The organism is Pseudorhodoplanes sinuspersici (genome assembly GCF_002119765.1).
Taxonomy (GTDB): Bacteria; Pseudomonadota; Alphaproteobacteria; order Rhizobiales; family Xanthobacteraceae; genus Pseudorhodoplanes; species Pseudorhodoplanes sinuspersici.
Map to the genome: position 1 here is coordinate 3,748,574 of NZ_CP021112.1, position 13,090 is coordinate 3,761,663.

Sequence of the window (13,090 nt, forward strand, 5' to 3'; positions counted from 1 at the left end):
CCCTTGAAAACGCCGTTAAGGAACGTGGTTAACCAGTTGACAATGCGTGAACTGAGCCCTTTGTTTCTCAATGGTTATCTTCATGTTTCGGTAACGTGTTGCCGAAGTGATTCGTTAACGCGTTTTCTCGCGTTTGTGTTTTTGCCAGCTTGTATGCAGGAAGCTCAGACCGCGAAATCCGCGCGCGGTGTATTTTCGTCAGTGTCGCTTACAGGCGGAGGCGGCGACTCGACGGCGAGCTGCGTATAAGCCTTCTGACGCAACAGCGCTTCGTCTCTGTTGTCGCGACGCTGCTTGCGTGCTTCACGCTCGCGATTCAGCAACGACTGGCATTGCGCGTCGAGTGCAGGATCGTGCGAACCGGAATTTTGCGCGGCTTGATCCGAGATGGACGATTGCTGTGCGGCATTGACGCTGAGCGACGGCGCCAAGTCCGTGCGGACGGCATTGCGTCCGGCCACTCTGCGCAACGTCGTGTTGCGCGGCTTGATGGTGAAACTCGTGTCCATGACCACCTTCGGCGCTTTCTGCGCCAAGCGGATGAGGTGAGGGACGCTAGTTCGACTCTTTTAATTGGCTTTCCGGGATTTCAGTAAAACTGTATCCATTCCGTATGCCATGACGGCGCGCAGGCCGAAGCTGAACGGTCCCGGAATCCAAAACGCGGAACTGGTCTTGGACTCCCGGCCGTTTCGTTTTTGACGCCCATGAAACCTGAAACGAATTACAGCACCCGGCTCACCGCGAGCGGCTGCGATGCACTTGCGCTCGGTCCGTTGGGCCGGCCGCTTGCGCTATAGGTGGACGGCGATGCTTTGCGCACCAGTTCATCCCAGACGCCACGAACGATCCCTTCGGAAACGGCGTGAGCGGTCGCCAGAACAGTCAGATTCATCTGCAGCGCAGCGTGGAATTCGCTGTGCTTGCGCTGCAGATAGTCGAGCGCATCCGGTTGCACGTCGGAAAGCTGCGAGCGGATCTCGTCGATTTTGGCTGCACTCATATAGTAGCGGTTCGCGAGATCGGTCTTCGCAACTTCGAGCCGCGAGGCTTCCGCGAGTTTGCCGGCGCGGACCAGCGACGTTTCCTGCTCGACGATGTGCACGATCGCATCCATTACGGCCGACAGATTGGCCACGGCACTTTGCGGTTGAGGGGTTGCCGTCATGATTTATTCTCCATTGGCATTGGTTGCGCCGTGTTGTTGACGTCCTGCTGCCACATCAAGGTGCGATACACGTCTGATGCGATGCCGACGCCGCCCTTCTTGGCGAAGGACCTGGCATATTCATCGGTGAGAAAAGAGCGCCAGACACCGGTGGATTGATCGCCGCCGAACGGGCCTTCACCGTCGATCGATGTGAACATCTGGCTGAACATCGAGTTCAGAAACACCGCTTCGAAATCCTGTGCGGCGTTCATCGCCTTCTCGTTGACGCCGCCGAGGTTGTTGGCCGCGCCGCTTTCTTTCTGCGCCGAGAGGAGGGCGTAAGCGGACTTCACGCTCGACGCCGCACTCATGTCGATGCTGGATGCCATCACATCACCTCGATATCGGCCTGGATCGCGCCTGCCGCTTTGATGGCTTGCAGGATGGCGATGAGATCGCGTGGGCTAAGGCCAAGAGCATTCAGGCCATCGACGAGTTGCTGCAGCGAGACACCTTCTTTCACGATCGCGAGCTGCTTGCCGTCTTCCTGCACGCCGACCTTGGTGCGTGGCACGACCACGGTTTCTCCCATCGAGAAGGGTGCGGGCTGACTGACCTGCGGCGCTTCCGCAATCGTGACGGTGAGGTTGCCTTGCGCCACCGCGACTGTGGACACACGCACGTCGCGTCCCATCACGATCACGCCCGAGCGTTCGTCAATGACGATGCGGGCAGAGATGTCCGGCTCAATCCGCAATTGCTCGATTTCGGTGAGCAGGGCGACGATATTGGTGTCGCTCTTGCCGGGGAGGGTGATCTGCACGGTCGATTGATCGAGGGGCTCGGCGGTAGCAGAGCCCATGAAATCGTTGATCGCTGCGGCGATGCGTTTAGCTGTCGTCAGATCGCCGTTGCGCAATGCGAGGCGGATCTTGTCCATGCGGTTGAGCTGGAAGTCGATCTCGCGCTCGATGATCGCGCCGTTGGAAATGCGCCCCACTGTTGGCACACCGCGTACGATCTTGGCGGCCTCGCCTTCGGCCTGGAAGCCGGCAATGGCCAGCGAGCCCTGCGCGACGGCATAGACGTTGCCGTCGGCGCCGAGCAGCGGCGTGACCAGCAGCGTGCCGCCCTGCAGGCTCTTGGAATCGCCGAGAGCCGACACGGTGACGTCGATACGCGTGCCCTGCGTGCCGAATGGCGGCAGGTTTGCGGTGACCATGACTGCGGCGACATTACCCGTGCGCAGTTGCTGGCCGCGGATGTTGACGCCGAGGCGTTCCAGCATCGCTTGCAGCGACTGGCGGGTGAACGGGATATTGTTAAGCGTATCGCCGGTGCCGTTGAGGCCGACCACGAGGCCATAACCGATCAACTGGTTCTGACGCACGCCTTCTATATTGGCGAGATCCTTGATGCGCGAGGCGGCGCTTACCGCTTCACCCATCCCGATCAACGTCAAAGCAAACACTAGAACGCACCGCACGGTGCGGGTAACTGCAAATGTCCTCGACATCATGCTCCCCATGAGAGTCGGACTCTTGCGGTGTGTAATGCCAGCGCCGTGCCAGACGCCGTCGGGCAGTCAACGCATTGATCTCAAATGATTTTCAATAACCCTCGTGGGGTTGCGAGCGAAAGCGACGCGGCAGGGCCTGCCGTGCCCGGCATCTTTTGCCCGGCACATTTACCCGTGATTAACCATAAAGGTCGATGCTGTGCTCATGCGTATCTCAGCAAGCTCAGCGTCAGCCGTTGCCCGGGACACATCCGTCGCCCGCCGCGCGATTGCAGGCTCATTTTCTCTGGCAGATGGAATGGGCGCCCCGCCGCGCATCGGCGTCAGCCAGTTGAAGGGGATCGGGGGGATCGACACCCTGATGGCGCTTCAGGGCCTCGATGATGCGACGGAACGTCGGAAACGGGCGGTTCGCAAGGGACGGGGTGCGCTCGATGCGCTGGAAAGCCTGAAAGTGGGTCTGCTTTCGGGCGACCTCGACCAGAGCACACTCAACCGGCTCCGGGCGATTTCGAAAGATCTGAGCGAGCCGACGGGGGATTCGGGGCTCGACGGCGTTCTCGCCGAAATCGACCTGCGCGTGCAGGTGGAAATTGCCAAGTTATCCCGGCGGTGAAACTTTAGGCATGAACTGACCGCAAAAACACAAGCGATTCCAAGTACATATTATGACAGCCCCGAAAAACCGGTTAATAAATCGATATTGTCGGGAGAGGGCTCTCCGGCTATAAGCTCGCCGCCGCGAGGGGTGACTTCGACTTCGCGTCTGCGGGAGTGATGGAATGCCGGCCAAGCTCAAGGACTACCGGCCCAGCGACAAAGAGCCTTTCATGAACGAGAAGCAGCGCGAATATTTTCGCGCCAAGCTCCTCTCCTGGAAGGAAGATATCTTGAAAGAAGCGCGTGAGACGCTTCAGCATCTGCAAGATGAAAATCAGAATCATCCAGATCTTGCAGATCGCGCGTCGTCGGAAACGGACCGGTCTATTGAATTGCGGGCGAGAGATCGCCAGAGAAAACTGATCGCAAAAATTGATGCCGCCTTGGCGCGGATCGACGACGGCAGCTACGGCTATTGCGAGGAGACCGGGGAACCGATCTCGTTGCGGCGGCTGGAGGCACGGCCGATTGCGACGTTGTCGATCGAGGCACAGGAGCGGCATGAGCGCCGCGAGCGGGTCTATCGCGACGATTAGGCGGAAAGCCGAAAAAGCGCACGGATTCTATCGAAATCGTGCGTTGAACTTTTGAGAATCCGCTGCGAATCAAGCGGAATCCTCCGGAATCTTTCGGAGGCGGGCGCTCCTCCGATGCGCCAAGTTGACAAGCGCTGACACTTGCATGCACGACCGTAATCGCGGTCGTGCGGGCCGTCGGAGAGATCATGGCGGCGGCCGAAAACGGAAATGAGCTGATCCAGGTGGTTGCGCTGCTTGGAGCTGGCGTGGTCGCCGTCCCGATCTTCAAGCGGCTCGGCCTCGGCTCGGTGCTCGGCTATTTGACCGCCGGCCTGATCATCGGCCCGTATGGGCTCGGTCTTTTCACCCATCCACAAGCCATCCTGCATGTCGCCGAACTCGGCGTCGTCATGTTCCTGTTCGTGATCGGGCTGGAGATGCAGCCATCGCGGCTGTGGAGCCTGCGCGGCGAGATTTTCGGGCTGGGCGCCGCGCAGGTCGGCTTCTGCGGCGCCTTGCTGACCGCTATCGGCCTTGCGTTGGGCCTGGCGCCGGTGGTCGCATTTTTCGCAGCGATGGGTTTCGTTCTGACCTCGACCGCCGTGGTGATGCAGGTGCTCAACGAGCGCGGCGACACGTCGACGCCGGAAGGCCAGCGCATGGTGTCGATCCTGCTGCTCGAAGATCTCGCGATCGTGCCGCTGCTGGCCTTGGTCGCGTTGCTGGCGCCGGGGGCCGGCGAGGGCGGCGCGACGTCGGGCTGGATCGCGGTGCTGATCGCGGCTGCCGCTGTGGCGGCGCTGCTGGCGGCCGGCCGCTGGTTGCTCAATCCGATGTTCCGCCTGCTGGCGGATGCACAAGCTCGCGAGGTGATGACAGCGGCGGCGTTGCTGGTGGTGCTGGGTGCAGCGCTCGTCATGCAGATGTCCGGGCTGTCGATGGCCATGGGTGCATTTCTGGCCGGCGTGTTGCTGTCGGAATCGACCTTCCGGCATCAGCTCGAAGCCGACATCGAACCGTTCCGCGGCATTCTGCTGGGTCTGTTCTTCATCAGTGTCGGCATGTCGCTCGATCTGGCGGTGATGGCGACCGCTTGGCACATCATTATCGCCACCGTGTTCGCCTATATGATCGCCAAAGCCATTGGCATCTATCTGACGGCCCGCCTGTTTCGGGCACCACACGCAGAAGCGCTTTATCGCGCAGCCTTGTTCGCCCAGGGCGGTGAGTTTGCTTTCGTGCTCTACGCAGCGGCCACCAATGCCGGGATCTTCACCGGTCTGATCAATGCGACGCTCACCGCGGCGATCATCATCTCGATGGCGCTGACGCCGTTCCTGGTCATCGCATTGCGTTGGCTCCTGCCGGCGCGCGAGCAATCCTTCGACGGTGTGGAAGAGGCGCACGACCTGTCCGGCAGCGTGCTGATCATCGGCTTCGGCCGTTTCGGTCAGGTGGTGAGCCAATCATTCCTCGCACGCGGCTTCGATGTGACGATCATCGATACCGATACCGAGATGATCCGCAGCGCCGCCGATTTCGGTTTCAAGGTCTATTACGGCGACGGCGCGCGGCTTGATCTCCTGGAGGCGTCAGGTGCCCGCACGGCCAAGCTGATCGCGGTCTGTGTCGATCATCGCGAGACAGCAACACGGATCACCGAACTTGTTCTGGCGGAGTTTCCACAGACGATCTTGATGGTACGGTCCTACGATCGCGAGCACGCCCTCGAACTCGTTCACAAGGGGCTCGACATCCAGATCCGCGAGACCTTCGAATCTGCCATGAAATTCGGTGAGGAAGGCCTGCGCCAGCTTGGTGTGCCCGATGAGGAAGCGGCCGAGACCATCGAAGATCTGCGGCGGCGTGATGCCGAGCGCTTCGCGCTTGAACTGGCCGGCGGTTTCGGTGCAGGCATTGATATGCTGCACGGCAACGTGCCGAAGCCGACACCATTCACCAAGCCGAAGCGCGCCGGCCGCGTCATGGCCGAGCCGCCGGTGGATGAGGTATAGCGGTTCTACGCGCCGCGGCGCATCAGATACCAGGCGGCGAGAGCGGGGATTCCGAAGATCGGAATAAGCGCACCGATCTCGTTGATCAGCGGGATACCGGCGCGGAAGTGGCCGTAAAGCCCATTGGCGATCGAAAGAACCAGCCAGACCCAGATGAAGATCTTCGCGCCGTCAAAAGACTGGCCGATCAATGTTGGCCCGAAATGCATGATTGCAAGCAGGACGAGACCTGCGACGGTGACCATCAGAATATGCATCGTGAAAGTATACTCCGGAACCGGCGATACGTTCATAATAGCCAGCTTGCCTTTGCACAAAAATAAGCGCGGCCTCCGGCATGGGGAGCATACCGGAGGCCGCGTCGTGCCGTCGTCCGGTGCGCGCGCCGGACGACGTGGGAGCTTTTCCCACACCCCGCAAACAGGGTGAGGTCACGAGAGTTAGAACGGCAGGATAATATCGAGCACCTGCTGGCCGTAGCGTGGCTGCTGCAGATCGGTGATCTGACCGCGTCCGCCATAGGCGATGCGGGCCTGCGCGATCTTGGTCGAGTCGATGGTGTTGTCGCTTTCAATGTCTTCGGGCCGGACGACACCGGCGACGATCAACTCCCGGACTTCGAAATTGACGCGTATTTCCTGCCGGCCCTCGATCACCATGTTGCCGTTCGGCAGAAGCTGAGTGACAACGCCGGCAATGTTGGTCGAGATTTCGTCCTTTCGGTCGATCGTGCCTTTGCCGTCGCTCGTAGCGGTCGAGTCTGTGTTGACCATGACGCCGGGAACCACGACCTTGTTGAACACCGGCAATTTCTTGTTGCCGAAGAATGCTCCGACATTGACGTCTTCGGCGCCCTTGCGGGTGCGTTGGGTTTCGTTCTCGACCGTCGCCTTGTCGTTGAACTTCACTTTCACCGTCAGGATGTCGCCAACCTGATGCGCACGCTGATCCTTGAAGAAGGCGCGCGAACCGTTTCGCCACAGTGAATTCGGATTATACGATGCCGGTTGCGGCATGGGCATCGGCATCTGAACCGGCCTGTATCCGGCCACCGTTGTCGGATTTTCGATCGGCGACAACGGCGGTTGTTGACCAAGCGTCGCGACCCGGTCGAACGCCGCACATCCGGACAGCAAGGCGGCCATGCCAACAACTGCGCTCAAGGTTCGAAAGGGAGGCGAGAATACGACGGATACCATGGAACTCACTCTGCCTTATCGTCCCGCTGCGAGTGCGGAAACCTGTTGATGGGAGGCTTGGTTGATCGTGGCGCTGACGACGCGCGGTGTAAGCGACGTCACGGTGACCTGACCGTGGCCGCTGACGACGCCTTGCACGGTGCGTTTGGACTGGACGTTCGTAATATTGACCGTGTCACCGAGTGCGCCGCCGTCTTCGGCCTTGCCGCGAACGGTGAGGGTGATACCCGGCACCTGATAGTGAAGCACGACAGGTTCGCCGCGTTTGACCAAGAGCGGCTTGGCGAGATCCCCGCTGCGGATCGGCTGGCCTGGTCGCAATGCTTGCTGGATCGCCATGCCGATGGCGGCTGCCGGGTCGCGGATGGGTTCGCCCTGGGTTTCGGCCTTCGAGCGCTTTTCGATCGTCACGTCTGAGGCGCGCAGGATGTCACCGCGATTCAAAGTCCGCGTTGCGACCAGCGTGTCATAGGCTTCGCCGGCCGTGCCGGTGATGCGAGCCGGCTTTTCATCGTCAGTTTTGAATTCAATGTCGAAGCGTCCGCTGCGTTCAAGGCTGATACGTAGCGGCATCAGCGGTCCGGTCTCGGAAGGGTCGACATGGATCGATTGCAACGGCGTGTCGGCAATGATGGCGACGTTGGTCGGATCGGCAATGCGCATCCGCGCGGAGAGAAGCTCGGCAATGCGGCTGCGGATTTCCGTGGCTTCGATGATGCGGCTCGCGCGCGTGACCGAAATCTGCGACAGGCCGCCGGTATTGACGCCGAGGACATCGTGCGGACGAAGCGCCTCCAGCACGCGTGCGGTCGGCACCGTTCCTGTTTCGCCAAGATCTGGCGCGCGGAAGACTGCAATCTTCGCCTTGAATGGAGAAGCGTTCTCCACCAGATCGCCAATACGGACGAGATCGCTCGAGACCTCGACGCTGGCCCGCAGCACGGGCGTCTGTGCGGCGGCTGCGGTGGCGGTGAACGCGAACAATGCAAGGATGGCCAGGCGCTTCATTGCGGTCGCTCCTTATCGCATCATGCCGGACGTCGACTGCAGCATCTGATCCGCTGCGGTGACGACCTTGGCGTTCATTTCGTAGGCGCGCTGCGCGGCGATCAGATCGGAGATCTCGCTGACCGCTTCCACATTGGCCTGTTCGAGCGCGTTCTGCATCAGATTGCCGAAGCTGAGCGTCCCTGGTGTCCCCAGTTGTGGCGTGCCCGATGACGGTGTCTCGAGATACAGGTTGTCGCCGATGCCTTGCAGGCCCGACTTGTTCATGAACATCGCGATCTGGATCTGGCCGATCTGCGTTGGCGTTGTCGTTCCCGCCGGCGTCACCATCACCTGGCCCTGCGCATTCACCGTAAAGCCGGTTGAGTTCTGCGGAACCGTGATGGCGGGTTCGATCAGGTAGCCTTGTGCGGTGACGAGGCGGCCGGTTGCATCGACAGCAAATGAGCCGTCGCGCGTATAAGCCGTGCGTCCGTCCGGCATCGTGATCGGAAAGAAACCTTCACCGCGGATGGCGATGTCGTGCTCTTTTCCGGTTGTTATCGGCGTGCCTTGCGTCATGAGACGCGGCGTGCCGACGGTTTTCACGCCCGACCCGAGCTCGATGCCGGAAGGCAGAATATTGCCTTGCTCCGACGTCTGTGTGCCGACGCGGCGCACGTGTTCGTAAAGCAGGTCCTGAAATTCCGCGCGCTGGCGCTTGTAGCCAGTGGTGCGCATGTTGGCGATGTTGTTGGAGATGACCTGAACGTTGAGTTCCTGGGCCATCATTCCGGTTGCCGCAGTATGCAAAGCTCGCATGATGTTTCCTCGAAATTAGGCCGGGACTTCGGCAAGACGCTCGATCGACGATTTCCGCATGTCGCCGTGTTGCTGCAGCAACGTAGCTGTTTGCGTATAGGCACGGGTGACCTCGATGAGCCGTGTCATCTCGACGATACCCTTGACGTTGGATTGCTCGATCGAACCCTGGATCACGTGCGGAAGCTGCGATGCCTGCGGGACGACGCCGTTCGGAGCGGAGAATGTTGAGAAGCCGTCCTTCCGCAGACGCTGAGCATCTTCGAATGAGACTAGGCGGAGTTTGCCGCGTGTGCCGTCCGGCACGGCGATTGTTCCGTCGCGATTGATGATGATATCCTTGTCGTCGGTCTGGAACTGGATCGGGCCTGCTTCGCCCATCACGCGATAGCCCTGGCTCGTCACGAGTTCGCCCGTGCTATTGATCTGGAACGAGCCGTTGCGCGTGTAACGTTCTCCCTGCGGCGTCTGGACGACGAAGAAATCCTTGCCGTCGATTGCAACATCGAGTGGATTGCCGGTCTGCCGCAGTGGCCCTTGAGTCAGGTCGTGCCAGGTCGCGCGGTCATGCACGTAGGACAGTTTGCTGTGCTTCCCCGGAAACCCGTCATGCCGGGCCTTCGGCATGACGTATTCTTCAAAGACCGCCGTATCGCCCTTGAAACCCGTCGTGTTGATGTTGGCGACGTTGTTCGAAACCACGTCGAGTTCGCGACGCAATGCCATTTGCCGCGACAACCCGATGAGGGACGCATTTGCCATAGTCCGACTCCCCAAATGACGGCCGGATCGCGCCCTCCCAGGCGTTAACCGGTCGCTTTAACGCCGCAGCTCTCCCAAGCCGCGGATACGCCAAGCAGTGCAGAGCCCGTGCCAATCTTATATTTTCAATAATTTCAGCACCTTAGATGAAATTTGAGGTGGGCAGATGGTAACCCGGCGGCAAATCCGGCCGGGTTCAACCCGGCAAAAAATGCCCGATTGGAAGCCGCTGGAAAGGTTCTGTTAACCATCAAGTCCTAACTTTGCAGAAAGCGTGGCGCTTCCTCGAAAGGGAAGAAATCGCTGTGCGGGAGCAGGGGCTGGTCGATGGCGGACAAGAAGAAGCAGGCCGACGCGGATGTCGCGGCTGATGAAGGCGTGGCTGACGGAAAGCCCGCTCGGAAAAAGAAATTCCCACTCAAGCTGATCTTGATGGCGGTTGGTGGCCTCGTCCTGCTCGGCGCCGGAGGCGGTGCTTTCTTCATGATGAAGAACAAGGCGTCGGCGACCGCTATGGCAGCTCCGGTTGCCAAGCCGCCGGCATTCCTCGATCTTCCCGACACGCTGGTGAACCTTTCCAACACCGGAAACGAGCGCCCGCAATATCTGAAGGTCAAGATCGTACTGGAATTGCCCGATCAGACGATGGTTGCACAGGTGCAGCCGGTATTGCCGCGGGTGATGGATTCCTTCCAGACTTATCTGCGCGAATTGCGCCCGACCGATCTCGATGGTTCTGCCGGCCTTTATCGTCTCAAGGAAGAACTGACCCGCCGCGTCAATAACGCGATTGTGCCCAGTCGCGTGAATGCCGTGCTGTTCAAAGAAATTGTGGTTCAGTGACGGTATCGGCCAATGAGCGATAAGGATCAGGTCGATCAGGAAGCCCTCGCGGCGGAATGGGGGCTCGGCCTTCAATCCGGCAATGACGGTCAGGACGTTACGGTTGCGGTCAAGCCGCTTGGATTAGAGGCCGGGTTGGAGAATGCGCCGGCAGTCAGCGCGTCTGCCGACGGCGGAAGCGCCTGGGCCGCGATGATCGACGAGAGCAAGATCAGCCCGAAAGGCAGCGCCGAGCGTGTCCTCAATCAGGAGGAGATCGACAGCCTGCTCGGCTTCAGTCTCGCCGATGTCAGCCTCAACGACAATTCCGGCATTCGCGCCATTATCGACAGCGCGATGGTGTCCTACGAGCGTCTGCCGATGCTCGAAATCGTCTTCGACCGGCTGGTCCGGTTGCTGACAACATCGCTGCGCAATTTCACCTCGGACAATGTCGAAGTCTCGCTCGATCGCATCACCTCGGTGCGCTTCGGCGACTATATCAACTCGATCCCGCTGCCTACGGTGCTGTCCGTGTTCAAGGCCGAGGAATGGGAGAATTTCGGGCTCGTCACCGTCAATTCCAGCCTGATCTACTCGATGATCGACGTGCTGCTTGGCGGGCGCCGCGGCTCGGGCACGACACGTGTCGAAGGACGGCCCTATACGACGATCGAAACCAATCTCGTCAAGCGGATGGTCGAGTTGATTCTGGCCGACGCCGAATTGGCGTTCAAGCCACTCTCGCCGGTGAAGTTCAACATCGACCGGATCGAAAGCAATCCGCGCTTCGCCGCCATTACCCGGCCGGCCAATGCCGCGATCCTGATCCGGCTGCGCATCGATATGGAAGATCGCGGCGGTACGGCCGAGATCTTGCTGCCATACGCGACCATCGAACCGATCCGCGGTGTTTTGCTGCAGATGTTCATGGGCGAAAAATTCGGCCGCGATCAGATCTGGGAAGAGCATCTGGCAACCGAAATCGGCCAGGCTGCGGTCAGTGTCGATGCGGTGCTCTATGAAGCGAAGCTGCCGCTGCGCCAAATCATGGAATTGAAGGTTGGCGATACGCTGCCGCTGGAAATCCGTCCCGACGCGCACATCACCGTTCGATGCGGCGACGTCTCGCTGACCGAGGGCCGCATGGGCCGCGTCGGCGATCGTATTTCGGTTCGCGTGTCCAAGCCGTTGCGCAAGCCGAAGATGACCTACGCCATGTTCGAAAATGCCGACGATTCAAGAAAGCGCCTGGAGGCACCGTGAGCTACAATATTGGATTGATGATCGAATCCCTTGTCGCGGTTCTATTGGTTCTGACGATTTTGTATTGCGCACGTCTCAACAAGCAGATTGGACAGCTCAAGGCTGACGAAAAACTGATGAAAGCCAGCATCGTCGAGCTGGTCATGGCAACCGAGAAAGCCGAACGCGCGATCGGCGGGCTGAAGCTCACCGCAAGAGAGGCTGAAGATACGCTGGGCGCCCGCTTGCGCGAATCCGAGGCTTATTGCACGGCCATGGCCGGTCATCTGAAGGCTGGCGAGGACGTGCTCAACCGGCTTCGCAAGATCGCCTATGCCAACAAGCTTCTGGCTGGCGAGGCCACGGCGGCGAAAGCAGAGTCTTTCACCCGGAAAGATGACGTCAAAACGCAGGATCCGAAATCGGTTGTCGCCGCAGCGCAAGCTCTTGCCGAGCGGGCCATGGCGCGAGTGAATGGCCGCGCGGCATGAATGATGTCCTGCAGAAAATCCGGCTGATTCCGATTGTGCTGATCGCGGCAGGCGGACTGCTGGCGCTCAAGCTGACCGGCCTCATCCTGGATGGCGGTTATACTCTGGGCGCCGGCCATCAGGCGATGGTCGATCGCGCCGCCAAGGACGCCGCCAAAGAGGCTGCGATGACAGCCTTGGCGACACGTCCCGTACAGGTGGTGCGGCAGGTGGACCCGAGATTCCCGGCGCAAGAGGCGGCCGGCGACGTGACAGGATCAGTCCCCGCGAAGCTCAAGGAAGCGGCCAAGACCAGCACGCCGGAGGAGGCTCCGGCTGAAGGCAAGAAGATTCAGGCCCTGCCGGCGCGGCCGGCGCCCGTCAACGGCACACTGGTCCAGATGGAGGCGAATCCGATGTCGCCGTCCGAGCGCGCTTTGCTGGAACGTCTCTCCGAGAGGCGTCAGGAACTCGAGAAGCGCCAGAGCGAACTCGACATGCGCGACACGCTGTTGAAGGCAGCGGAGAAACGCCTGGAGACGAAGATCAATGATCTGAGGGATGCCGAAGCCCGGATGGTCGCCGCGACACAACAAAAAGAAGATTCCGAAAAAGAGCGGCTCAAGAATCTCGTCATGATGTACGAGAATATGAAGGCCAAGGATGCCGCCAAGATTTTCGACCGGCTCGATATCAAACTGGCGACCGAAGTGGCCAAGATGATCCAGCCGCGTCGCATGTCCGATATCATGGCGCAGATGACACCCGAAAGTGCCCAGCGGTTGACGGTCGAGCTAGCCAACGACCATCGGGACGATGGCAGGCCACAACGGCCGGCATCGGGCCAATTACCGAAGATCGAGGGACGGCCGAGCGGCTCCTGATCAACAGGGTTAACGGTGGTTTAAGCGCTGACCGCTA

General features: G+C 60.2%; 16 protein-coding genes. 7 read left to right on the forward strand and 9 right to left on the reverse strand.

Going from position 1 to position 13,090, the window contains the following annotated elements; translation table 11 throughout:
* Window positions 1-164: 164 nt before the first annotated feature.
* The 4 genes from CAK95_RS18155 to CAK95_RS18170 all read right to left on the reverse strand — a co-directional run bounded on the left by CAK95_RS18155 (window position 165) and on the right by CAK95_RS18170 (window position 2,666).
* A complete protein-coding gene (locus CAK95_RS18155; RefSeq protein ID WP_086089189.1) occupies window positions 165-509 on the reverse strand; it encodes a hypothetical protein in 345 nt (114 codons plus the stop codon).
* Between the two features lie 215 nt (window positions 510-724).
* Window positions 725-1,168, reverse strand: coding sequence for a hypothetical protein (locus CAK95_RS18160; protein WP_245303450.1), 444 nt, complete (start codon window positions 1,166-1,168; stop codon window positions 725-727).
* Window positions 1,165-1,539 carry a flagellar assembly peptidoglycan hydrolase FlgJ gene (flgJ, locus tag CAK95_RS18165; protein ID WP_245303451.1) on the reverse strand — a complete coding sequence of 125 codons (375 nt, stop codon included), beginning with the start codon at window positions 1,537-1,539 and terminating at the stop codon, window positions 1,165-1,167. Before flgJ ends, CAK95_RS18160 begins: the two co-directional genes overlap by 4 nt.
* On the reverse strand, window positions 1,539-2,666 hold the full coding sequence (locus tag CAK95_RS18170) for a flagellar basal body P-ring protein FlgI (RefSeq protein ID WP_086091502.1): 1,128 nt from the start codon (window positions 2,664-2,666) through the stop codon (window positions 1,539-1,541). The genes flgJ and CAK95_RS18170 overlap by 1 nt, the downstream gene beginning before the upstream one ends.
* A gap of 208 nt (window positions 2,667-2,874) precedes the next feature.
* On the opposite strand from CAK95_RS18170, the gene CAK95_RS18175 reads away from it, so the two are divergent.
* The 3 genes from CAK95_RS18175 to CAK95_RS18185 all read left to right on the forward strand — a co-directional run bounded on the left by CAK95_RS18175 (window position 2,875) and on the right by CAK95_RS18185 (window position 5,862).
* On the forward strand, window positions 2,875-3,285 hold the full coding sequence (locus CAK95_RS18175; protein WP_086089190.1) for a flagellar assembly protein FliX: 411 nt from the start codon (window positions 2,875-2,877) through the stop codon (window positions 3,283-3,285).
* 166 nt (window positions 3,286-3,451) lie between these two features.
* Window positions 3,452-3,865 (forward strand): RNA polymerase-binding protein DksA, encoded by a 414-nt coding sequence (gene dksA / locus CAK95_RS18180; RefSeq protein WP_086089191.1) that lies wholly within the window; start codon window positions 3,452-3,454, stop codon window positions 3,863-3,865.
* A gap of 188 nt (window positions 3,866-4,053) precedes the next feature.
* Window positions 4,054-5,862, forward strand: coding sequence for a monovalent cation:proton antiporter-2 (CPA2) family protein (locus CAK95_RS18185; RefSeq protein WP_086089192.1), 1,809 nt, complete (start codon window positions 4,054-4,056; stop codon window positions 5,860-5,862).
* A 5-nt stretch (window positions 5,863-5,867) separates the two neighbouring features.
* On the opposite strand, the gene CAK95_RS18190 is transcribed toward CAK95_RS18185, so the two are convergent.
* The 5 genes from CAK95_RS18190 to flgF form a co-directional block, all read right to left on the reverse strand.
* The gene (locus CAK95_RS18190) at window positions 5,868-6,119 is read right to left on the reverse strand and encodes a hypothetical protein (protein WP_147413439.1); all 252 of its coding nucleotides are present in this window, start codon (window positions 6,117-6,119) and stop codon (window positions 5,868-5,870) included.
* A gap of 183 nt (window positions 6,120-6,302) precedes the next feature.
* On the reverse strand, window positions 6,303-7,061 hold the full coding sequence (flgH, locus tag CAK95_RS18195; protein WP_086089194.1) for a flagellar basal body L-ring protein FlgH: 759 nt from the start codon (window positions 7,059-7,061) through the stop codon (window positions 6,303-6,305).
* Window positions 7,062-7,076: 15 nt separating this feature from the next.
* Entirely contained in the window at window positions 7,077-8,069 is a 993-nt protein-coding gene (gene flgA / locus CAK95_RS18200; protein ID WP_086089195.1) for a flagellar basal body P-ring formation chaperone FlgA, read from the reverse strand.
* A gap of 12 nt (window positions 8,070-8,081) precedes the next feature.
* On the reverse strand, window positions 8,082-8,870 hold the full coding sequence (flgG, locus tag CAK95_RS18205; RefSeq protein ID WP_086089196.1) for a flagellar basal-body rod protein FlgG: 789 nt from the start codon (window positions 8,868-8,870) through the stop codon (window positions 8,082-8,084).
* 15 nt (window positions 8,871-8,885) lie between these two features.
* The gene (gene flgF / locus CAK95_RS18210) at window positions 8,886-9,632 is read right to left on the reverse strand and encodes a flagellar basal-body rod protein FlgF (protein WP_086089197.1); all 747 of its coding nucleotides are present in this window, start codon (window positions 9,630-9,632) and stop codon (window positions 8,886-8,888) included.
* Between the two features lie 327 nt (window positions 9,633-9,959).
* Here flgF and fliL point away from each other — a divergent pair, with 327 nt between their 5' ends.
* Genes fliL through CAK95_RS18230 form a run of 4 tightly spaced genes read left to right on the forward strand, consistent with a single transcriptional unit; the run spans window position 9,960 to window position 13,053 of the window.
* Complete coding sequence (fliL, locus tag CAK95_RS18215; RefSeq protein ID WP_086089198.1) at window positions 9,960-10,475, forward strand: flagellar basal body-associated protein FliL; 516 nt, start codon at window positions 9,960-9,962, stop codon at window positions 10,473-10,475.
* A gap of 12 nt (window positions 10,476-10,487) precedes the next feature.
* Window positions 10,488-11,720 carry a flagellar motor switch protein FliM gene (fliM, locus tag CAK95_RS18220; RefSeq protein ID WP_086089199.1) on the forward strand — a complete coding sequence of 411 codons (1,233 nt, stop codon included), beginning with the start codon at window positions 10,488-10,490 and terminating at the stop codon, window positions 11,718-11,720.
* A complete protein-coding gene (locus CAK95_RS18225) occupies window positions 11,717-12,190 on the forward strand; it encodes a DUF6468 domain-containing protein (RefSeq protein ID WP_086089200.1) in 474 nt (157 codons plus the stop codon). The genes fliM and CAK95_RS18225 overlap by 4 nt, the downstream gene beginning before the upstream one ends.
* Window positions 12,187-13,053, forward strand: coding sequence for a MotE family protein (locus CAK95_RS18230; RefSeq protein ID WP_086089201.1), 867 nt, complete (start codon window positions 12,187-12,189; stop codon window positions 13,051-13,053). Before CAK95_RS18225 ends, CAK95_RS18230 begins: the two co-directional genes overlap by 4 nt.
* Window positions 13,054-13,090: the final 37 nt, after the last annotated feature.

Coding starts and splice junctions, on each gene's coding strand:
- CAK95_RS18155 (WP_086089189.1), bottom strand. CDS start 509: ATGGACACGAGTTTCACCATCAAGCCGCGCAACACGACGTTGCGCAGA.
- CAK95_RS18160 (WP_245303450.1), bottom strand. CDS start 1,168: ATGACGGCAACCCCTCAACCGCAAAGTGCCGTGGCCAATCTGTCGGCC.
- flgJ (WP_245303451.1), bottom strand. CDS start 1,539: ATGGCATCCAGCATCGACATGAGTGCGGCGTCGAGCGTGAAGTCCGCT.
- CAK95_RS18170 (WP_086091502.1), bottom strand. CDS start 2,666: ATGTCGAGGACATTTGCAGTTACCCGCACCGTGCGGTGCGTTCTAGTG.
- CAK95_RS18175 (WP_086089190.1), top strand. CDS start 2,875: ATGCGTATCTCAGCAAGCTCAGCGTCAGCCGTTGCCCGGGACACATCC.
- dksA (WP_086089191.1), top strand. CDS start 3,452: ATGCCGGCCAAGCTCAAGGACTACCGGCCCAGCGACAAAGAGCCTTTC.
- CAK95_RS18185 (WP_086089192.1), top strand. CDS start 4,054: ATGGCGGCGGCCGAAAACGGAAATGAGCTGATCCAGGTGGTTGCGCTG.
- CAK95_RS18190 (WP_147413439.1), bottom strand. CDS start 6,119: ATGCATATTCTGATGGTCACCGTCGCAGGTCTCGTCCTGCTTGCAATC.
- flgH (WP_086089194.1), bottom strand. CDS start 7,061: ATGGTATCCGTCGTATTCTCGCCTCCCTTTCGAACCTTGAGCGCAGTT.
- flgA (WP_086089195.1), bottom strand. CDS start 8,069: ATGAAGCGCCTGGCCATCCTTGCATTGTTCGCGTTCACCGCCACCGCA.
- flgG (WP_086089196.1), bottom strand. CDS start 8,870: ATGCGAGCTTTGCATACTGCGGCAACCGGAATGATGGCCCAGGAACTC.
- flgF (WP_086089197.1), bottom strand. CDS start 9,632: ATGGCAAATGCGTCCCTCATCGGGTTGTCGCGGCAAATGGCATTGCGT.
- fliL (WP_086089198.1), top strand. CDS start 9,960: ATGGCGGACAAGAAGAAGCAGGCCGACGCGGATGTCGCGGCTGATGAA.
- fliM (WP_086089199.1), top strand. CDS start 10,488: ATGAGCGATAAGGATCAGGTCGATCAGGAAGCCCTCGCGGCGGAATGG.
- CAK95_RS18230 (WP_086089201.1), top strand. CDS start 12,187: ATGAATGATGTCCTGCAGAAAATCCGGCTGATTCCGATTGTGCTGATC.